20 protein-coding genes are annotated in these 18,711 nt (G+C 65.9%); 15 read left to right on the forward strand and 5 right to left on the reverse strand.

The annotated features are described in order from the left end of the window. Window positions 1–18: 18 nt before the first annotated feature. Both A5782_RS22340 and A5782_RS22345 read left to right on the forward strand, forming a co-directional pair. The gene (locus A5782_RS22340; protein ID WP_067104264.1) at window positions 19–1,248 is read left to right on the forward strand and encodes a sulfotransferase; all 1,230 of its coding nucleotides are present in this window, start codon (window positions 19–21) and stop codon (window positions 1,246–1,248) included. 23 nt (window positions 1,249–1,271) lie between these two features. Then, window positions 1,272–2,162, forward strand: coding sequence for an alpha/beta fold hydrolase (locus A5782_RS22345; protein WP_067104265.1), 891 nt, complete (start codon window positions 1,272–1,274; stop codon window positions 2,160–2,162). A gap of 30 nt (window positions 2,163–2,192) precedes the next feature. Here A5782_RS22345 and A5782_RS22350 read toward each other — a convergent pair whose 3' ends face one another. Both A5782_RS22350 and A5782_RS22355 read right to left on the reverse strand, forming a co-directional pair. Further along, the gene (locus A5782_RS22350) at window positions 2,193–2,405 is read right to left on the reverse strand and encodes a molybdopterin-binding protein (protein WP_067104325.1); all 213 of its coding nucleotides are present in this window, start codon (window positions 2,403–2,405) and stop codon (window positions 2,193–2,195) included. A gap of 84 nt (window positions 2,406–2,489) precedes the next feature. Further along, entirely contained in the window at window positions 2,490–3,095 is a 606-nt protein-coding gene (locus A5782_RS22355; RefSeq protein ID WP_067104266.1) for a TetR/AcrR family transcriptional regulator, read from the reverse strand. Between the two features lie 144 nt (window positions 3,096–3,239). Between A5782_RS22355 and A5782_RS22360 the strand changes: the two genes are divergently transcribed. Beyond that, window positions 3,240–4,559, forward strand: a complete 1,320-nt coding sequence (locus tag A5782_RS22360; protein WP_067104267.1) for a cytochrome P450 — start codon at window positions 3,240–3,242, stop codon at window positions 4,557–4,559. A gap of 60 nt (window positions 4,560–4,619) precedes the next feature. On the opposite strand, the gene msrA is transcribed toward A5782_RS22360, so the two are convergent. Further along, complete coding sequence (gene msrA, locus A5782_RS22365; RefSeq protein ID WP_067104268.1) at window positions 4,620–5,132, reverse strand: peptide-methionine (S)-S-oxide reductase MsrA; 513 nt, start codon at window positions 5,130–5,132, stop codon at window positions 4,620–4,622. A 101-nt stretch (window positions 5,133–5,233) separates the two neighbouring features. Here msrA and A5782_RS22370 point away from each other — a divergent pair, with 101 nt between their 5' ends. The 4 genes from A5782_RS22370 (at window position 5,234) to A5782_RS22385 (ending at window position 8,114) form a co-directional block, all read left to right on the forward strand. Further along, a complete protein-coding gene (locus A5782_RS22370) occupies window positions 5,234–5,761 on the forward strand; it encodes a nuclear transport factor 2 family protein (protein ID WP_067104269.1) in 528 nt (175 codons plus the stop codon). Continuing rightward, window positions 5,758–6,777: an NAD-dependent epimerase/dehydratase family protein gene (locus A5782_RS22375; RefSeq protein WP_067104270.1), complete on the forward strand. Its 1,020-nt coding sequence runs from the start codon at window positions 5,758–5,760 to the stop codon at window positions 6,775–6,777. Before A5782_RS22370 ends, A5782_RS22375 begins: the two co-directional genes overlap by 4 nt. A gap of 79 nt (window positions 6,778–6,856) precedes the next feature. Next, window positions 6,857–7,684: a class I SAM-dependent methyltransferase gene (locus A5782_RS22380; RefSeq protein ID WP_067104271.1), complete on the forward strand. Its 828-nt coding sequence runs from the start codon at window positions 6,857–6,859 to the stop codon at window positions 7,682–7,684. A gap of 49 nt (window positions 7,685–7,733) precedes the next feature. Beyond that, window positions 7,734–8,114 carry a DUF427 domain-containing protein gene (locus A5782_RS22385; protein WP_067104272.1) on the forward strand — a complete coding sequence of 127 codons (381 nt, stop codon included), beginning with the start codon at window positions 7,734–7,736 and terminating at the stop codon, window positions 8,112–8,114. Here A5782_RS22385 and A5782_RS22390 read toward each other — a convergent pair. Beyond that, window positions 8,108–8,509: a nuclear transport factor 2 family protein gene (locus A5782_RS22390; RefSeq protein WP_067104273.1), complete on the reverse strand. Its 402-nt coding sequence runs from the start codon at window positions 8,507–8,509 to the stop codon at window positions 8,108–8,110. The genes A5782_RS22385 and A5782_RS22390 overlap by 7 nt on opposite strands. A 60-nt stretch (window positions 8,510–8,569) precedes the next feature. Here A5782_RS22390 and A5782_RS22395 point away from each other — a divergent pair, with 60 nt between their 5' ends. Together A5782_RS22395 and A5782_RS22400 are read left to right on the forward strand one after the other, a co-directional pair. Beyond that, complete coding sequence (locus A5782_RS22395; RefSeq protein ID WP_067104274.1) at window positions 8,570–9,481, forward strand: DNA-3-methyladenine glycosylase; 912 nt, start codon at window positions 8,570–8,572, stop codon at window positions 9,479–9,481. Between the two features lie 89 nt (window positions 9,482–9,570). Continuing rightward, on the forward strand, window positions 9,571–10,119 hold the full coding sequence (locus A5782_RS22400) for a Dps family protein (RefSeq protein ID WP_065029347.1): 549 nt from the start codon (window positions 9,571–9,573) through the stop codon (window positions 10,117–10,119). Between the two features lie 12 nt (window positions 10,120–10,131). On the opposite strand, the gene A5782_RS22405 is transcribed toward A5782_RS22400, so the two are convergent. Continuing rightward, entirely contained in the window at window positions 10,132–12,138 is a 2,007-nt protein-coding gene (locus A5782_RS22405) for a chloride channel protein (protein ID WP_067104275.1), read from the reverse strand. 209 nt (window positions 12,139–12,347) lie between these two features. Here A5782_RS22405 and A5782_RS22410 point away from each other — a divergent pair, with 209 nt between their 5' ends. The 6 genes from A5782_RS22410 (at window position 12,348) to A5782_RS22435 (ending at window position 18,566) form a co-directional block, all read left to right on the forward strand. After that, on the forward strand, window positions 12,348–13,340 hold the full coding sequence (locus A5782_RS22410; protein WP_067104276.1) for a pirin family protein: 993 nt from the start codon (window positions 12,348–12,350) through the stop codon (window positions 13,338–13,340). A gap of 2 nt (window positions 13,341–13,342) precedes the next feature. Beyond that, window positions 13,343–13,978, forward strand: coding sequence for a TetR/AcrR family transcriptional regulator (locus A5782_RS22415; protein WP_067104277.1), 636 nt, complete (start codon window positions 13,343–13,345; stop codon window positions 13,976–13,978). A 73-nt stretch (window positions 13,979–14,051) separates the two neighbouring features. Continuing rightward, window positions 14,052–14,993, forward strand: coding sequence for a class I SAM-dependent methyltransferase (locus A5782_RS22420; protein ID WP_067104278.1), 942 nt, complete (start codon window positions 14,052–14,054; stop codon window positions 14,991–14,993). Window positions 14,994–15,029: 36 nt separating this feature from the next. Further along, window positions 15,030–15,962 (forward strand): class I SAM-dependent methyltransferase, encoded by a 933-nt coding sequence (locus tag A5782_RS22425; protein WP_197694316.1) that lies wholly within the window; start codon window positions 15,030–15,032, stop codon window positions 15,960–15,962. After that, window positions 15,962–16,888, forward strand: coding sequence for a class I SAM-dependent methyltransferase (locus A5782_RS22430; RefSeq protein WP_067104280.1), 927 nt, complete (start codon window positions 15,962–15,964; stop codon window positions 16,886–16,888). Before A5782_RS22425 ends, A5782_RS22430 begins: the two co-directional genes overlap by 1 nt. Window positions 16,889–17,000: 112 nt before the next feature. Further along, complete coding sequence (locus tag A5782_RS22435) at window positions 17,001–18,566, forward strand: LCP family protein (protein ID WP_067104281.1); 1,566 nt, start codon at window positions 17,001–17,003, stop codon at window positions 18,564–18,566. Window positions 18,567–18,711 lie beyond the last annotated feature (145 nt).

Here is an 18,711-nt window from a genome sequence, read left to right on the forward strand (position 1 = left end):
AAAGTAACATAAGTCGCCGTGAACGTACGCCTCGACGACCTTGCCTCGCCCCGATTCAGCGCCGAGGGCCAGCAGATCCTGGACATGATGGCCGCGATGGCCCCGGAGTGCCCGTTGGACGCAGCCGCGCTGCATGCCAGGGCCAGCGCCGACACCGGCCTGCACGATTTCGGGCCCGACGACTATCGGGAACGCCTCGATGTCTACCTCGCCGCGCTACGCGAGATCGACGGACTGCACGACGCCGGGGTGGTGAACTTCTACGGCCAGCTACTGCAGGTTCTCAAGAACCGGCTGCTGTTGACCGACTTGCTGAATCGCGATCCCGAGATCAACGACATCGAACTGCACTCACCGGTGGTCATTGCCGGGCTGCCCCGTACCGGCACCACGCATCTGCACAACCTGCTGGCCACGCCGCCGACCTTCCGCACCATGCCGTATTGGGAAAGCAATGAGCCGTTCCCGATGCCGAATGAAGTTGGCGTCGAACCGGATCCGCGGCGAACCCGGATGGATGTCGCGGTCGGGGTGATCAACATGGTGATGCCGCATTTCGCGCTCATGCACGAGATGACCACCGATCACGTCCACGAAGAGATCCAGCTGCTGGCCAATGACGTGTCCACGATGTTGCTCGAGACGCTCGCCGACGTGCCCCGCTGGCGCGACTACTACCACGCTCACGACCAGACGCCGCACTACGAATACCTGGCCACTCAACTCCGGGCGATGCAGTACCTGCGCGGCGGGCGGCGCTGGCTCCTCAAATCGCCCCAGCATCTCGAGCAGGTGCCGGTCCTGGATCGGGTATTTCCCGACAGCATCGTCGTGTTCACCCACCGCGACCCCGTACCGGTGGCGCTGTCGATGATCGCGATGATCACGTACTCCGCACGCATGCACCGCTCGCCGGTACCGGTGGAGCAGATCGCCAACTCCTGGATCGACCGCCTCGATCAGATGCTCACCGCCCTGATCCGTGACCGCGACACCATCGGGCCGGACCGCTCGATCGACATCCGGTTCGACGACTTCATGGCCGACGAACTCGGCGTTGGCGAGCGGGTATACGCACTCGCCGGTGAACCGTTCACCGACGAGGCGCGCAAGGCCATCGTCGGCTACCTGACAGGCCACCGGCGCGGCCGGCTGGGCAACGTCGAAACGTCATACGAGATGTTCGGGCTGAACGAGGACAGCCTGCGAGAGCGCTTCGCGCCGTATGCCGAGCGGTTCCTGGCGTAGGCCTGGTCGGCTACCTTCTCATCATGGTCACTATGCCCGCCCTGGACGGCGTCGAACACAGGTATGTCGATGTAGGCGAAGGCGTGACGATTCACGTCGCGGACGCGGGTCCGGCGAACGGGCCGGCCGTGATGCTGGTGCACGGCTTCCCGCAGAACTGGTGGGAATGGCACGAGCTGATCGGGCCGCTGGCCGCCGACGGCTACCGGGTGTTGTGCCCGGACTTGCGCGGCTCGGGCTGGAGCTCGGCGCCGCGATCCAGCTACACCAAGGACGAGATGGCCGACGATCTGGCCGGTGTGCTGGATCGCTTGGGCATCGCCTCCGTCAATCTGGTGGCCCACGATTGGGGCGGTCCGGTCGCGTTCATCATGATGCTGCGCCATCCGGAAAGGGTGACCGGCTTTTTCGGGGTGAATACCGTTGCGCCATGGGTAAAGCGGAGCCTGTCGACGCTCCGCAACATCTGGCGCTTCTGGTATCAGATCCCCATCTCGTTGCCGATCATCGGGCCGCGCGTGATCAGCGATCCCAATTCCCGGTTCGTCCGCCTGCTGGGCTCATGGGTCGGTGGGGGCTTCACCCTTGCCGAGGAAGATACCCGCATGTACATCGAATGCATGCAACAGCCCGGACACGCGGAGGCCGGGTCGCGGTGGTATCGCAGTTTCCAGACCAAAGAGATGCTGCGCTGGATGCGCGGAGAGTACGACGACGCTCGCGTCGACGTGCCCGTCCGTTGGCTCACGGGCACAAAAGATCCGGTGATCACGCCGGATCTGACCGACGGATATGCCGATCGTGTACGGGATTTCGAGGTCGAGCTCGTCGAGGGTGTCGGACACTGGATCGTCGATCAGCGGCCCGAGCTGGTCCTGGACCGGGTCCGGGCGTTCCTCAGAACCGTAACGTGATCTGCGACAGTGCTTTTGGGACGCGCGACGCTAATCGACGCCGATGGTGACTTCGGTAGACTTGATGAACACGGTTGCCTTCTGACCCACCTCGAGTCCGAGGTCGGCCGCGGCATCCTTGGTGACCGACGACGTGACGACTTGGTCGCCGCCGTCCAGCGTCACCTTGACCACCGCCATCACCGTGCCGAGTTCGACCTCGGTGATGGTCCCTTTGAGCTGATTTCGGGTTGAGAGCCGCATCGCTAGGTCCTCCATTTCGTCAAAAGCCATTCCGGCGATGAGCCTAGGCCCCGAAAACCGCTCGCGCGACGGGTTTCTCCGCCGTCAGTGCCGAGGTCCAAGCAGGGCTACGGACGCATCCACGGCGGGTTCCACGATCTCGCGGATGGCCCGACCGTCTTCGACCGCAAGTGCGGTGAGCTCACGCAGACCGCCCAACAGGACTACGGCCAGCGGCGCGGTCAACGGAGGCAACTCGGCTCGCCGAAAACCCGGGCTGGCGCTGAGGTCGATCAGCAGGCTGGCCAACACGGACAGACCACGGCGCTGGACCGGACGAGCGGCATCGCCGAGTGACGGCAATTCGCGGATCAAGCTCAGGGTGATGGCCGGCCGCGATTCGATGTGGGCGACGTAGGCCTCGACGGCCTGGCGTATCTGGTGGTGCCAGTCGGCCTCGGGATCGACCGCGGACTCGATGCGTTGGCCGAGTATCTCGATGTCGACGCCGAGCAGTTCCATAAAGCACTCTTGTTTGCCGGCGAAATGATCGTAGAAGGTGCGCTTGGACGTGCGTGCGTAGCGGACGACGTCGGCGACCGTGCTGGCGCGGTAGCCGCGCTCGCCGATCGAGGCGGCGAGGCCGTCGAGCAGCCGTTGCCGAAACGGATCGGGATCGCCGGGGGCGGCATCATCGGCCGTTGCGGCCACCGCTGATGTCACGCAGGGGGCCCCTTTCGGTGAGTGCGACACCTTGTCAGGCTTGGTACTTCAGAGTACCGTACCGGGAAAGAGTTGCGGTACACCGTCGTACCACCCCCAGTGCCGGGGCAGATGTTGGGAGCGATCACGAATATGAGCCAACCGGTCACCGCCCCTCCGGCTGCGGTCAAGTTGCCTCCAACGGCCCGGATTCCCAAGGTGTTTCAGGGCATTGGTTTCGCGATGTCGCGACGCCGGATGTTCCAAGGGCTGGCCCGCCGCTATGGCAGCGTTTTCACGCTGAACCTGCCGATGTACGGCCGCGTCGTCGCCGTTGGTGATCCGCAGTTGGCGAAGCAGATCTTCACCACCAGCCCCGATGAGCTCGGCAACATCCAGCCCAACCTCAGCAGGCTGTTCGGCACCGGGTCGGTCTTCGCGCTCGAGGGCGAGGAACATCGCCAGCGGCGGCGCCTGTTAGCCCCGCCGTTCCACGGCAAGAGCATGAAGAAGTACGAGAACATCATCGAAGAAGAGACACTGCGCGAGATCGCCGAGTGGCCCGAAGGCAGCCCATTTCCCACGCTGCCGCCGATGATGCGGATCACGCTGAACGCCATTCTGCGTGCGGTTTTCGGCGCGGAAGGCGCCGAGCTCGATGAACTGCGCCGGTTGATTCCGCCTTGGGTCACCCTGGGCTCGCGACTGGCGGCGGTGCCGAAACCCAAACGCGACTACGGCCGGTACAGCCCGTGGGGCCGGTTGGCCGAATGGCGGCGCCAGTACGACCGAGTCATCGACAAGTTGATCGACGACGAGCGGGCCGACGCTGACTTCGCCGAACGGACCGACGTGCTCGCGATGCTGCTGCGCACCACCTACGAAGACGGTTCGACCATGTCGCGCAAGGACATCGGTGATGAGCTGCTCACCCTGCTGGCCGCCGGACACGAAACCACCGCGGCCACGCTGGGCTGGGCATTCGAGCGGATAAGCCGGCACCCGGACCTGCTGAGGGCCCTCGTCGAGGAGGCCGACGACGGCGGCAGCGAACTGCGTCAGGCCACGATCTTGGAAGTCCAGCGGGCCAGAACGGTGATCGACCTCGCCGGTCGCCACGTCTACCCCGAGGTTTTCCGTCTCGGCGAGTGGGCCATTCCGCGCGGCGACTCGATCATCGTCGGCATCGGCCAGATCCACGGTAACCCCGACGTCTTCCCCGATCCGGACCGTTTCGACCCGCAGCGCTACATCGGCACCAAGCCGTCGGCGCTGTCGTGGATCCCGTTCGGTGGCGGGACTCGCCGTTGTGTAGGTGCGGCATTTGCCAACATGGAAATGGATGTCGTGCTTCGGACGGTGTTGCGCCGCTTGACCATTGAGACGACAGATGCGCCCGGTGAACGATGGCACTGTCGCGGGGTCGCATTCACCCCGAAGGACGGCGGCCGGATTGTGGTGCGCCGCCGCTGAACTCGGTGACGCACAGTCCCCGGATTTGTGGCGGGACTCCCTACCGGTCGCTACTGGTCCCTACTGGTTCAAGGTGGCGCGGCGCGGCAGTTTCCAGCCGGGGCGGATGAAGTGGCAGGTGTACCCGCTGGGATAGTGCTGCAGATAATCCTGGTGCTCGGGTTCGGCTTCCCAGAAGTCGCCGGCCGGACTGACCTCGGTCACCACCTTGCCCGGCCACAACCCGGACGCCTCGACATCGGCGATGGTGTCCAGCGCGATCCGCTTCTGGTCCTCGTCGAGATAGAAGATGGCCGACCGGTAACTGGTTCCCCGGTCGTTTCCCTGCCGGTCTTTCGTTGTCGGATCGTGGATCTGGAAGAAGAACTCCAACATCGTGCGGTAATCGGTGACCGTTGGGTCGTAGACGATCTCGATGGCTTCGGCGTGCGTGCCGTGGTTGCGGTACGTCGCATTGGGAACGTCACCGCCGGTGTAACCGACCCGCGTCGAAACCACGCCCGGCTGCTTGCGGATCAGTTCCTGCATCCCCCAAAAGCAGCCGCCGGCGAGAATCGCTTTCTGACTGGTCATCGTTCGTCCTCCCAACCGGCAACAATGACGCCAGGCTACACTCCGCCGATGAGCTGCAACGGCGCGCTGATATCCACTGGGAGACCGGGAACCGACGCACGATGACCGCCCCGCGATTCTCCCGCAGCGAGCTGGCCGTCGCATTCGCGAAGTTCGAGGACACGGTTGCCCGGGCGGCCGAAAGCCGTGACTGGGATGCGTGGGTGGAGCACTACACCCCTGACGTCGAATACATCGAGCACGCGGCGGGCACCATGCACGGCCGCGATGAGGTGCGCCAGTGGATCACGCGAACGATGACGACCTACCCGGGCAGCCACATGGTCGCGTTCCCGTCGTTGTGGTCGGTCATCGACGAGTCCACCGGTCGGATCATCTGCGAATTGGACAACCCGATGAAAGACCCGGGGGACGGCAGCGTCATCACCGCGACCAACATCTCGATCATCACCTACTCCGGTGATGGGCTGTGGTGTCGCCAGGAGGACATCTACAACCCGTTGCGGTTCCTGCGGGCCGGGATGAAGTGGTGCCGCAGGGCGCAGGCACTGGGCACGCTCGACGACGACGCGGCGCGCTGGATGCAGGAGAACGGCGGCGCCGGACAGCCAGGGAAGAGGGAGCAGTGAGCACGAAACCGAAGCTGGTCATCGGCGCGAACGGCTTTCTGGGTTCGCATGTGACCCGCCAGCTCGTCGCCGACGGTGCGGAAGTGCGGGCGATGGTCCGGGCGAACGCCAACACCCGCGGCATCGACGACCTTGCGCTGACCCGGTTCCACGGTGACGTGTTCGATACCGCCGTGCTGCAGGAGGCGATGGACGGTGTCGATGACGTCTACTACTGCGTCGTCGACACCCGTGCCTGGCTGCGTGATACCTCGCCGCTGTTTCGCACCAACGTCGAAGGGCTGCGCAACGTGCTCGATGTGGCCGTCGCGCAACCCGACCTACGCCGCTTCATCTTCACCAGCACCTACGCGACCGTCGGCCGGCGGCCCGGACACGTCGCGACCGAAGAGGACACCGTCGGCAGCCGCGGGTTGTCGGACTACGTCCAATCCCGGGTCCAGGCGGAGAACCTGGTGATGCGCTACGTGGCCGAGTCCGGGCTGCCCGCGGTGGCGATGTGCGTGTCGACGACATACGGCGACGGCGACTGGGGTCGTACCCCGCACGGCGCGTTCATCGCCGGCGCGGTCTTCGGCAAGCTGCCCTTCACGATGGAGGGCATCCAGCTGGAAGTCGTCGGCGTCACGGACGCCGCCCGGGCCATGATCCTGGCCGCCGAACACGGGAGCATCGGCGAGCGATACCTGATCTCCGAGCGGATGATCGCGTTGAAAGAGGTGGTCCAGATCGCCGCCGACGAGGCCGGAGTGCCCGCGCCGCGGCGTTCGATCTCCGTCCCGATGCTGTACGCACTGGGTGCGCTGGGCAGCCTACGAGCCCGCCTCACCGGCAAGGACGCCGAACTCAGCCTCGCGTCGGTGCGCATGATGCGCGCCGAAGCGCCCGTCGACCACAGCAAGGCCGTCCGCGAATTGGGCTGGCAACCACGCCCGGTCGAGGAATCCATCCGCGAGGCGGCCCGCTTCTGGGCGGCGATGCGAAATGCCAAAGGCAGGAGCACGACCCCCGGCTGAACACCATGCCGACCGCTGTTCAGGATGCGGCGCGGCGGTTGGTGTGGGACTAGCCTCGGGCGGTGTGACTACCGCACGGGTGCCTGTCGACCTCAGCGGGGCGCCCCAGACCATGCTGGCGACGTTCTACGCGAAGGCGCTGGACGCCGACTTCCCGAAACCGATCCTGGGCGATCGGTACGCGAAGGAGATCGTCGAGCGCATCGACTACGACTGGAAGAAAACGACCATCACCCCGCGGCGGGCGCCGTCGGTGACTACCCGGTCGGCGCACTTCGACCAGTGGGCGCGCAAATTCCTTGCTGCGCACCCGCGTTCGGTCGTGCTGCACCTGGGCTGCGGGCTGGACAGCCGATTTTTCCGCTTACAGCCGGGCCCGGACGTTCAGTGGTACGACGTCGACTACCCCGAGGTCGCAGCGCTGCGCGCCCAGCTCTACCCGAGCCGCGATCACTATCGCGTCATTGGTGCCTCGGTGACCGATCCGGCATGGCTGGCGGAAATCCCCGCCGACCGTCCCGCACTGATGATCGGGGAGGGGTTGACCATGTACCTCACCGAGCAGGACGGCACCGCGCTACTGCGCCGGGTGGTCGGCCGATTCGGTTCGGGTGAGCTACAGTTCGACGCGTTCAATTGGCTTGGGATCAAGTCGCAATGGCTCAACACGGTGGTGCGACGGTCGGGATCCACCCTGCACTGGGCGATCAACGGGCCCGACGACATCATCGAAGCCGTGCCGGCGGTGCGGCTGCTGGCCTGGGAACGATGGTTCGAGTCGTACACCTTCGCGCAGTTGCCCCGCTCATCCCGAGTCCTGGGTAAGGTCATGTCGCAGGTTGAGGCGGTTGCGAACATGGCGCAATACCACCGCTACGCATTCGGTCAGCCGGACGGGAAGCCTTGACCACGGACGCGCGTTGAAAAACTGATAGGCGTCTAAAGGAGGAACCACCATGGCCCACCCAGAAATCAAAGAACCCAGCGCGGGGCACCCGATCACCATCGAGCCGATCAAGGGGCGGGTGCAGGTGCGCGTGAATGGCGAGCTCGTCGCCGACACTACCGCCGCACTGGAATTACGCGAAGCCACTTTGCCTGCGGTGCAATACATTCCGATCGCCGATGTGGTACAGGATCGGCTCACCCGCACGGACACCAGCACGTATTGCCCCTTCAAGGGCGACGCCGGCTACTACAGCGTGACCACTTCGGCCGGTGACACCGTCGACGACGTGATCTGGACGTACGAGCAGCCGTATCCGGCGGTCGCGGCGATTGCCGGGCATGTGGCGTTCTACCCCAACAAGGCCGACATCAGCGTCTCGGCTCAGTAGGGGATCCACCCGGGAAGTGCGGTCGCCACCGCACGGGTGTCGCCGTATAGGCGCATCGAGACGATCAGCCCATCGCGGGTGTCGAAGATGCACACGAACGGGCTGTCGTAGTCGACGCCGTCCGTCGTGGTGCCGGTGGCCTGCGCCTCCACCACCACCGTCTCTCCCTCGTTGACGCAGCGCACCAAGTCGATGGTCAGCTCGAGGTCTTGTTTGCGCCGTTCGATCCCACGCCGAAAAGCGTCCTTATCGCAGGGTGTGCGCGTGTAGAGGGTCCAGTAGGTGAAGTCGTCACTGAGCAGGGCGAAGCCCTCGTCCAGATCGCCGTCGTCGCTGGTGCTCTGTAGAAACATCCAGGCCAGTTCGCCCTGGGGGTCATCGAACGGCGTCATCACACCGCAATACTGACCTGGGACGCAGTTCAGGGTCAATCAGATCAGTCGGAGAATCATCAGGTGAAGAGCACGCGCACGGTCGTGTTTCCCGGAGCCGTCAGCTTCGGACACACCTTGGCGCCCCTTCGCCGCGGCCTCGGGGATCCGTGCTTCCGGGCTCCCGGTGACGGCTCGATCTGGCGCACCAGCCTGCTGCCCACCGGGCCCGTGACGGCCCGGATCAGCCGCGTCGCGCCCAACGCCGCGCACGCTGTTGCGTGGGGTAGCGGCGCGCAGGAGTTCGTCGAAAGGTTGCCCGCGATGCTCGGTCTCGAGGACGACGACTCGGACTTCGTGCCGCGGCATCCGACGGTTGCCGCCGCGTATCAACGGGTTCCACACCTGCGCTTAGGTCGAACCGGGCTGGTGCTGGAGGCTCTGATCCCGGCGATCATCGAGCAGCGGGTGCCGGGAGCCGACGCCTTTCGCTCCTGGCGGGTGCTGGTGTCGAAGTACGGGACCCCGGCACCGGGACCGGCGCCGGATGGGATGCGCGTCATGCCGTCGGCGGAGGCATGGCGACACATTCCGTCGTGGGAGTTTCATCGCGCCAACGTCGACCCGAGACGGGCGCAGACGGTGGTTACCTGTGCGCGGCGGGCCACCTCGCTGGAACGGTTGGTGTCACGGTCGACCGTGCAGGCGCGTGAGGCGCTGATGTCGCTGCCCGGCGTGGGGGAGTGGACCGTCGCCGAGACGGCACAACGCGCCTTCGGCGACGCCGACGCCCTATCGGTGGGCGACTACCACATTCCCAAAATGATCGGCTGGACATTGCTGGGGCGGCCGGTCGACGACGCGGGCATGCTCGAACTGCTCGAGCCGATGCGACCGCACCGCCAGCGCGTGGTCCGGCTGCTCGAAGCCAGCCGATTGGCGTACGAACCCCGCCGTGGGCCGCGGCTGCCAGTGCAGCAAATCCACTCGCTTTGATCCGCCGTGGTTTTCGCACTCGGCCATCGGGTACCCAACGGGGCAGTAACCGTGTGTGAACCCCATGGAAGGAAGCTAGGAAAAAAGCAATGACTCAGTTCACAATCCCGGGATTGACCGATAAGCAGGCGGCGCGGCTCACCGAACTGCTGCAAAAGCAACTGAGCACCTACAACGATCTTCATCTGACGCTGAAGCACATTCACTGGAACGTGGTTGGGCCGAATTTCATCGGCGTGCACGAGATGATCGACCCGCAAGTGGACGCGGTGCGCGGGTTTGCCGACGATGTTGCCGAACGCATTGCGGCCCTTGGTGCTTCGCCGCAAGGGACGCCGGGCGCCATTATCAAGGACCGGTCGTGGGACGACTACTCGGTCGGCCGAGACACGGTACAGGCGCACTTGGCCGCGCTGGACCTCGTCTACACCGGCGTCATCGAGGACATCCGCCAATACATCGAGGAGACAGACGAACTCGACCAGGTGACCCAGGACCTGCTGATCGGCCAGGCGGGGCAGTTGGAGAAGTTCCAATGGTTCGTCCGGGCGCACCTGGAAAGCGCCGGCGGGGAGCTGGCGCACAAGGGCAAGAGCACTGAGAAGGATGCCGCCAGCAGCGCTCGTGGCAAATCCTGACGTCTCCGTGTCTTACTGACCGGGCTCCGTCTCGGTGCTGCGTGAGCCATTCTTGGGCACCAGGACATTGATCCGGTCGCCTGCTGCGAGTCTCACCCCAGGCTGGGCATCGATGAGTCGTCGGTTGTGCACCACGGATACCGGGTGGTGGCCGGTCGGCCAATCGAGGTCGTGGAGCTTGCGCCCGACCGCGACTGAATCGGCTGTCAGGGTGTGCTCGACGATGCAGTACCCGTCGAGCTGACTTCGCGGATCGTGTTCGGTATCGGCCGCTTTCGGGTCGGCGGACTCGTCGCCCCGGCGGTCGGCGGGGACGCCTGGCTCGAGATCTGTGACGTAGGCGCCGACCGCCCGCAGCACGTTCTGATTGGTCAGCCACCCGCGAACGTGCCGTGCGTCGGTGTCGATCACCGGCAGGCCATCGCGGCCGTAGAGGACGAGCTGACGCAAGGCTTGGGCAAGGCTGTCGTTGGCAAACAGCGCCTGCGGTTCGCGGATCCGGGTCACGGGGCCGAGCAGTGTGGTCCAGTCGTGCGCGGTATCACCCGCCGGATGGGTCAAGTCGAGTGGTGCGGTGAATGGGTGCATGGCCTCAGCGACCGTGAGGCCGGCGAAAGCATGCGTGGGTGCGGGGCGATCGATGTCGATGCCCCGGCGTAGCAGTTTGGTGGTGTAGATGGTGCCGTAGGAAAGCCCGCGCGACACGGTGGTTCCGACGGCGACCGCCAACATGACCGGCAAGGTAAGGGTGAAATCGCCGGTCATCTCGACGGTGCTGGCCAGTGCCGTGAGCGGGGCCCGCGCAGCGGACGCGAACACCGCACCCATGCCGACGATGGCGTACAGCGCCGGATGCCCGACCGCCGTGCCGATGACTTGCTGCACGATGAGCCCGAAGGCCATGCCCGAGGTTGCCCCGACGAACAGCGAGGGAGCAAACACGCCGCCCGAGCCGCCGATCCCGATGGTCAAGCTGCACGCCAGCATCTTGCCGGCGGCGAGGATCACCAAAAACCACAGCGCGTAATGGCCGGCGAAGGCGGCGTACATGACCGGGTAGCCGACCCCGTACAGCTGGGGCACGGCGAGCAGCAGTAGGCCGAGCACGATTCCACCGACGGCCGGCCGGGCCCAGTCCGGTCGCCGTCCCCATAGTCGGTCGCACACGTCCTCGGTCTTGTACAGCACGGTCTTGAAGACGATCCCAAGCACCCCGGCGATCGCCGCGAGAAGCGCCACCAACAAATAGTTGGCGATGTGATTGAGTTCGATCCCTGCTGGGAGCTGGGTGAGGAAGGGGGCGGAGCCGAAGAACACGCGGGCGATCACGTCGGCAACCATCGCCGAAAGCATGATGGTGAAGATCGCTTCGACGGAGAGTTCGCGCAGGATCAGTTCGACGGCGAAGAACACACCGGTGATGGGGGCGTTGAAGGTTGCTGAGATGCCGCCGGCGGCGCCGCAGGCCACCAGCACCCTCAGCCGGTTCTCCGGCATCCGCACCCATTGACCGAAGCCTGAAGCCAGCGCGGCGCCAATTTGCACGATCGGCCCTTCCCGACCGACCGAGCCACCGGTGCCGATGCACATCGCCGAGGCCAGCGCCTTCACGACCGTCACCTGCGGCCGGATGCGACCGCCGTTCTCTGCGACCGCGATCATGACTTCCGGCACGCCGTGGCCCCGCGCCTCTCGCGCGAACCGGCTGATCAGCGGCCCATAGAGCAGCCCCCCGATGACGGGGATGACCGCATAAAACCCGACGCCCAGCCACCGTAGATGATCGCTGGCGACCCAACCCTGTTGGCCGAACTCGTCGTGCCCTGTTGCCAGCCAGGTGAAGCCAAAGACCAGGTAGCGGAATGCCACCGCCCCGAGGCCTGCGCCGACCCCCACCACGAGCGCCACGCAAAACAATCCCAGGCGGTTCGCCCGCAGATAGCGGGCGACCTGTCCTACGAGACCGGACACCGTTCGGCGCGTCCGAACCGGATCGGTGGCCGATCTGTCCTGCTCCATCCCCCGTCACCCTTCTCCAGCGGCCTTCTCGCATCGCTGTTTCGAAAACATGTGCAGCCACATCGAACGTCCACGAACCCGACGCCCGCGACGACCGTTTGTCTCAGCAAATATTGCCCTACCGAACTATCGTCCGCCTGCCGGCATCGCAGCGGAATAAGTGGACCTCAGTCCGGTTATATAGGGCGATCACTATATGAGGAGGCCAGATGCCTGCAATTACGGCTGACACGCTGACATTGCCGCGAGTCAGCGGCCCCGGACCCGCCGACACCGAGCGGGCGGTCCGATCGATCACCACCGGCCCGCGCGGCTACGAAGGCGAGGGCTTTCCGGTCGTGCGTGCTTTCGCGGGGGTAAGTACGGCCGCGCTGGACCCCTTTGTGCACATGGACCAGATGGGCGAGGTTGACTACCAGCCCGGGGAGCCCCGGGGGACCGACTGGCATCCGCACCGCGGCTTCGAAACCGTGACCTACATGCTCGACGGGAAATTCGCGCACCAGGACTCGCACGGTGGTGGCGGCCTGATCGCCGACGGCGCGACGCAATGGATGACGGCCGGTGCGGGCATCCTGCACATCGAGACGCCGCCGGCCGAACTGGTCGACAGCGGCGGGCTGTTCCACGGCATCCAACTTTGGGTGAATCTGCCGAAGAAGGACAAATTCGCACCCCCGCGGTATCAGGCCATCGAAGGCGGCGACGCCACCCTGCTCGCCTCCGATGACGGCGGGGCGCTGATCCGCATCATCGCAGGCGAGATCGACGGCCACCGCGGCCCCGGCATCACCCACACCCCGATCACTCTCGCGCACGCGACGATCGAGAACGGGGCCCGACTCAACATTCCATGGCGCCGCGACTTCAATGCGCTGGTGTACGTGTTGTCCGGCAGTGGATACGTCGGCCCGGTCGCCCATCCGATCCACCAGGGGCAGTTAGCGGTCCTGGGACCCGGCGATCGGATCACCGTCGGCGCCCAGCGGCTCCAGGAATCGAGCGGCGCGCCAGTCCATGGAGCCATTGATGTGCTGCTTCTGGGCGGTCGGCCGATTCGCGAACCAGTATTTCACTACGGGCCTTTCGTGATGAACACTCGCGTGGAATTGATCGAGGCGCTAGAGGACTACCAAGCCGGAAAATTTGGCACCATTCCGCCAAATGCGCTAATGCCGCACCACGGGGGTGGCACACTCTAGCAATGCTTCCACGGGGGAACCGCCGGCCAGGGCGTCCGCCTGCCGCGAAGGCCGACGAGACGCGGCAGCGGATCATCCAAGCTGCTCGTATGGTGTTCAGCGAACGCGGCTACGATGGCGCGACGTTCCAGGCCATCGCGGCCCGCGCTGACCTTACCCGACCGGCGATCAACCATTATTTCTCGAGCAAGCGCGCGCTATATCGGGAAGTTATGGACGAGACCAATGAATTCATCCTCGGGGTTGGTATTAAACAAGCGCAAGGCGAGACCTCGCTGGTGGCGCAGCTGACGGCGTTCATCGACGCGGCAGTGAAAGCAAATTCGGAGAATCCAGCCGGATCGGCTTTCATTATCGGCGGCGTACTTGAATCGCAGCGGCACCCGGAATGGAGCGGGACCGAAAATGATTCCATACGGATTGCTCGAGAATTCTTGATGCGCGTCGTCAACGACGCGATCGAGCGCGGTGAGGTCGTCGCCGGCGTCGATGCCTCGGCATTGGTTGAAACCCTGCTGGTGGTGATCTCCGGCGTGGGTCTCTACGCGGGCTACATCAAGAGCTACAAAGATATGCTGGCCGTCGTGGGAATGCTGCGCCAGGTCCTGGAAGGCGCGCTCTGGCGCCCGGAGGCCTAGCGCGTTTCGGCGCAGTGAAGTTGCGCACAAAGCGCATAGGCTAACTAACTTATCCCGGTATCATGGACGGGATATGACTGATCTGGATGCCTCACTACCGCCTTCCGTCCGATCTTCCGGCGACAGCTGGACCATCACCGAACTCGTCGGCGCCACCGCGCTGGGTGTCGCCGCGTCGCGGGCGGCCGAAACCGCCGGACCCGACCCTCTGATTCGCGACGAATTTGCGCGCCTGCTGGTGTCGTCGGCCGGTCCAGAGTGGGCCCGGCTGGCCGACCCGGAGCTCGCCTGGCTCGAGGGTGATGAGCACGGACAGCGCTCGCACCGGTGCGGCATCGACTACCAGGCCGTGCGCACCCACTTCTTCGATGAGTACTTCGCGGACGCCGTCGGCGCCGGGATCCGGCAGGTGGTGATTTTGGCCGCCGGGCTCGACTCGCGGGCTTACCGGCTGGATTGGCCGACCGGCACCACGGTCTACGAGATCGACCAGCCCCAGGTGCTGGAGTACAAGGCCGGCATCCTGCACCAGCACGGTGCCGTGCCCTCCGCCATCCGGCACCCCGTCCCGGTGGACCTGCGGGACGATTGGCCCGCGGCCCTGACGGCCGCCGGATTCGACCGCACCCGACCCACCGCGTGGCTGGCCGAAGGCCTGCTCCCGTACCTGCCCAGCGACGCTCAGGACCGGCTGTTCGAGATGTTCACCGCGCTCAGCGCCCCCGACAGTCAGGTCGCGATCGAAATGTTCGGCATGAACGCCCGGAGCAACTCGCAGCGTTGGCTGCGGATGCGGGAACGGCTCGGTCTGGATGTCAACGTCCAGGCGCTGACCTACCACGAGCCGGACCGTTCGGACGCCGCGGCGTGGCTGGCCGACCACGGCTGGCAGGTGCACAGCGTGAGCAACCGCGACGAGATGGCCCGACTGGGCCGTCCGGTCCCCGACGACCTGAACGACGAGGCGGTCCGCAGCACCCTGGTGCGGGCGCGTCTTGGCAAGCCCACCGCCTGACCAAGGATCGATCCAAGGAGCAACGACATGAGTTCACTGCGCACCCACGACGACACCTGGGACATCAAGAGCAGCGTCGGCACCACCGCGGTGATGGTGGCCGCCGCGCGCGCCGTCGAGACCGAAGGGCCTGACCCGCTGATCCGTGATCCGTACGCCCGGCTGCTGGTCAGCAACGCCGGCGCCGGCGTCCTGTGGGAGGCCATGCTCGACCCGGAGGTCGCGGCAAAGGTCGAAGCCCTCGACGAAGACTCCGCGGCGCACCTGCACCACATGCGCGGCTACCAAGCGGTTCGGACGCACTTCTTCGACACCTTCTTCACCGACGCCGTCGCCGCCGGGATCCGCCAGATCGTGATCCTGGCGTCCGGGCTGGACTCCCGCGCCTACCGGCTGGACTGGCCCGCCGGCACCACGGTCTATGAGATCGATCAGCCCGAGGTGCTGGCCTACAAATCGACCACGCTGGCCGAGAACGGGGTGACGCCGTCGGCCGATCGCCGCGAAGTCGCCATCGACCTGCGTCAGGACTGGCCGGCCGCGCTGCGTGCCGCGGGCTTCGACCCGACGCAGCGCACCGCGTGGCTGGCCGAGGGCTTACTGATGTACCTGCCGGCTGAGGCTCAGGACCGGTTGTTCACGCTGATCGGCGAGCTGAGCCCGGCCGGGAGCCGCGTCTCGGCGGAAACCGCACCCAATCACGCCGAAGAGCGGCGTCAGCAGATGCGGGAGCGGTTCAAGAAGGTGGCCGACGAGATCGGCATGGAGCAGACCGTCGACGTCGGCGAGCTGATGTACCGCGACGACCACCGCGCCGACGTCACCGACTGGCTCAACGAACACGGCTGGCGCGCCACGGCCGAGCACTCCACCGCCGCGATGCGCCGGTTGGGCCGCTGGATCGAGAACGTCCCGCTGGCCGACGACAAGGACGCATTCTCCGACTTCGTCGTCGCCGAACGGTTGTAATGGCACGCACCACGGACGACTCCTGGGATATCGCCACCAGTGTCGGGGCGACCGCGGTGATGGTCGCGCTGGCCCGTGCCGCCGAAACAGCCAGCGCCGATCCGCTCATCCGGGATCAGTTCGCCGAGCCGCTGGTGTCCACGCCCGCACTCGAGGGGGTCCGTGAGCAGGTCGCCGCGTGGTGGGCGGGCGAGCCGGACGACGACCCCGAGGATGACGCCCCCGACGCCCGTCACATGATCAACTACCAGGCGGTGCGCACCCACTTTTTCGATGCGTACTTCACCGACGCCGCGGGCGCGGGTATCCGCCAGGCCGTGATCGTGGCCGCCGGCCTCGATTCACGTGCCTACCGCCTGGACTGGCCGGCGGGCACCGTCGTGTACGAGATCGATCTGCCGAAGGTGCTCGAGTACAAGGGCGAGACACTCACCAACCACGGCGCCACACCCAACGCCGATCGGCGTCCGGTGCCCGTCGACCTGCGCCATGACTGGCCAAAGGCGTTGCGCGCCGCCGGTTTCGACGCCGGTCAGCCGACGGCGTGGCTCGCCGAGGGGCTGCTGCCGTTCCTGCCGGCCTCGGCGCAGGAAGCCCTGTTCGCCTCGATCGACGGGCTGAGCGGATCGGGCAGCAGGGTGGCCGTCGAGAACTTCGGGATCGACGCCCAGAAGCGCCGCGAGGCCGAGCAGAAGTGGCAGGAACGGCGGGCCAAGCGCGAAGCCCGTGGCCTGGACACTTCGTTCAACCCCTTTGACCTCTGGTTCGCTGATGAAGGCCGGCCGGACTGCGCCGAGTGGTTCACCGCGCATGGCTGGACCACCACGACGGTGAGTGCGCGTGACGAGGGACTGCGACTTGGCCGTGCCCCGGGACCGGAAGACCGGCCGTTCGCAAACAGCTTCGTGACGGCAAGCAAGCCCTGAGTACCCACGCCGCAGTACGCCCGGCGTCCTAGGCCCGTCGCACGTTCACCGTTGGCTCGCGGTTGCGGTTACCGGGAATTCGCCAGGTCATCGGGAACAATGAGCACTCATTATGGGCAGCGGTGGATCCGATCAATCGCACCGCTGGGTGTTGTTGAAAGGCCGATTGGTCGCCAGTATCGCTTCGGCGTTCGTCATGGCCATCACCGGTGTCGGATGGGCGGGCTACCACACCGCCCTGGGCAAGATCATCATTTCCCACGCACTACCGAATGCGTCGACGACGCTGGACGGCAACCAGAACATTCTGCTGATGGGCTTGGACAGCCGGTTGGACCAGAACGGTCAGCCCCTGCCGCAAGAGATCTATGAGGCGCTGCACGCCGGTGACGAAAGCTCGGGCGGCTACAACGCCAATGTCCTTATCGTCGTGCATATTTCGGACGGCGACGGACCGGTCACCGCGATATCGATCCCGCGCGACGACTACGCGGAGTTACCGGGGTGCCCGGGGTCGGTCTGCGCCGGCAAGATCAAACAGGCGTACGGGCTGGCGTATCAGCAGTCGCTGAATTCGCAGGCGGCCGGGAATTCGGGCGGGGCGGGCGCCACCAATTTGGTGGCCCGCGAGCAGGCTGCCCGCGAGGCCGGCCGCAAGGCCGAAATCAGCGCCGTCAACGACTTTCTGGGGATCTCGGTCGACCACTTCGTCGAGGTCACGCTGGGCGCGTTCTTCCAGATAGCCAAGGCCGTCGAGCCGATCACCGTGTGTCTCAATGCCGATACGCGGGACAGCTATTCGGGTGCCGACTTCCGCCAAGGGGTTCAGCGCATCGATGCCGCGGATGCGATGGCCTTCGTGCGGCAGCGGCGCGATGAAAACGATGGCTCCTTCACCGATTTCGACCGGACGCGACGACAGCAGGCGTTCCTGGTGGCCTTGGTCAAGGCGGCCCGCAACGGTGGTGTGCTGTCCAGCGTGAGCGGCCTGCGCAAACTGCTGCAGGTCGCCCGCGACAACGTCGCCGTCGACGACGGCCTGGACATCATGGAATTCGCCTCGCGGGCCTCGCAACTGAGCGAGCGGCCGCTGTCGCTGTACACCCTGCCGATCTCTGGCTTCGGCAAAGACGCCAACGGCTCCGACATCAACCAGGTCGACCTTCCGACCATCCGGCGCATCGTCAATCAGCGCTTCATGTCGGACACACCTGCCGCGCTCGAGGCCGCGTCACCGACCACGCAGCCACCGCCCCCACTGGCCGAACCCGCGATTCTCGACGTCGTCAACGCCACCTCGCGTGACGGACTCGCGGCCGCCCTGGAGGAGGCCTTCGCGGGCCGCGGCTTTACGCGCGGCAGCGCCACCACCGCGGCGGTCCCGGCCGACGACAGCATCATCGACTACGGCCCCGGGGCCGACCCGGGCGCGCAGGTGCTGGCCGATCAACTGCACGTGCCGGCGACGGCGAACGGCACCGTGGCCGCCGGCACGGTGCGACTGACCGTGGGAACGCGGTTTCCCGCAGCGGACTATCTCGCCCATCCCGGTGCAACGACCGACCCGTCCGGGTCCGGGCAGGTGAGTGCCGTCGCCGCCACCGGCACCGGCGACCGCGCTCCGGCGCCGACGGACCTCAGCCAGATGAGCGCGGCGAACGTCCCCTGCGTGAAGTAGCCACGCATCTACGCTTGGGTCCGCGGCGATCCGACGCGTCGAGACCGCAGTTGGCCGGATCCTTCCTACTGCTCCCCCAACCGGATGGTTAGTATCGCGGTTATCACCGATGAGCGGCCGCCATGCAGCGGGACTCTGCTCGGGA

The organism is Mycobacterium sp. 852002-40037_SCH5390672 (genome assembly GCF_001665875.1).
Classification (GTDB): domain Bacteria; phylum Actinomycetota; class Actinomycetes; order Mycobacteriales; family Mycobacteriaceae; genus Mycobacterium.

Coding starts and splice junctions, on each gene's coding strand:
- A5782_RS22345 (WP_067104265.1), top strand. CDS start 1,272: ATGGTCACTATGCCCGCCCTGGACGGCGTCGAACACAGGTATGTCGAT.
- A5782_RS22350 (WP_067104325.1), bottom strand. CDS start 2,405: ATGCGGCTCTCAACCCGAAATCAGCTCAAAGGGACCATCACCGAGGTC.
- A5782_RS22360 (WP_067104267.1), top strand. CDS start 3,240: ATGAGCCAACCGGTCACCGCCCCTCCGGCTGCGGTCAAGTTGCCTCCA.
- msrA (WP_067104268.1), bottom strand. CDS start 5,132: ATGACCAGTCAGAAAGCGATTCTCGCCGGCGGCTGCTTTTGGGGGATG.
- A5782_RS22370 (WP_067104269.1), top strand. CDS start 5,234: ATGACCGCCCCGCGATTCTCCCGCAGCGAGCTGGCCGTCGCATTCGCG.
- A5782_RS22385 (WP_067104272.1), top strand. CDS start 7,734: ATGGCCCACCCAGAAATCAAAGAACCCAGCGCGGGGCACCCGATCACC.
- A5782_RS22400 (WP_065029347.1), top strand. CDS start 9,571: ATGACTCAGTTCACAATCCCGGGATTGACCGATAAGCAGGCGGCGCGG.
- A5782_RS22405 (WP_067104275.1), bottom strand. CDS start 12,138: ATGGAGCAGGACAGATCGGCCACCGATCCGGTTCGGACGCGCCGAACG.
- A5782_RS22410 (WP_067104276.1), top strand. CDS start 12,348: ATGCCTGCAATTACGGCTGACACGCTGACATTGCCGCGAGTCAGCGGC.
- A5782_RS22415 (WP_067104277.1), top strand. CDS start 13,343: ATGCTTCCACGGGGGAACCGCCGGCCAGGGCGTCCGCCTGCCGCGAAG.
- A5782_RS22420 (WP_067104278.1), top strand. CDS start 14,052: ATGACTGATCTGGATGCCTCACTACCGCCTTCCGTCCGATCTTCCGGC.
- A5782_RS22430 (WP_067104280.1), top strand. CDS start 15,962: ATGGCACGCACCACGGACGACTCCTGGGATATCGCCACCAGTGTCGGG.
- A5782_RS22435 (WP_067104281.1), top strand. CDS start 17,001: ATGGGCAGCGGTGGATCCGATCAATCGCACCGCTGGGTGTTGTTGAAA.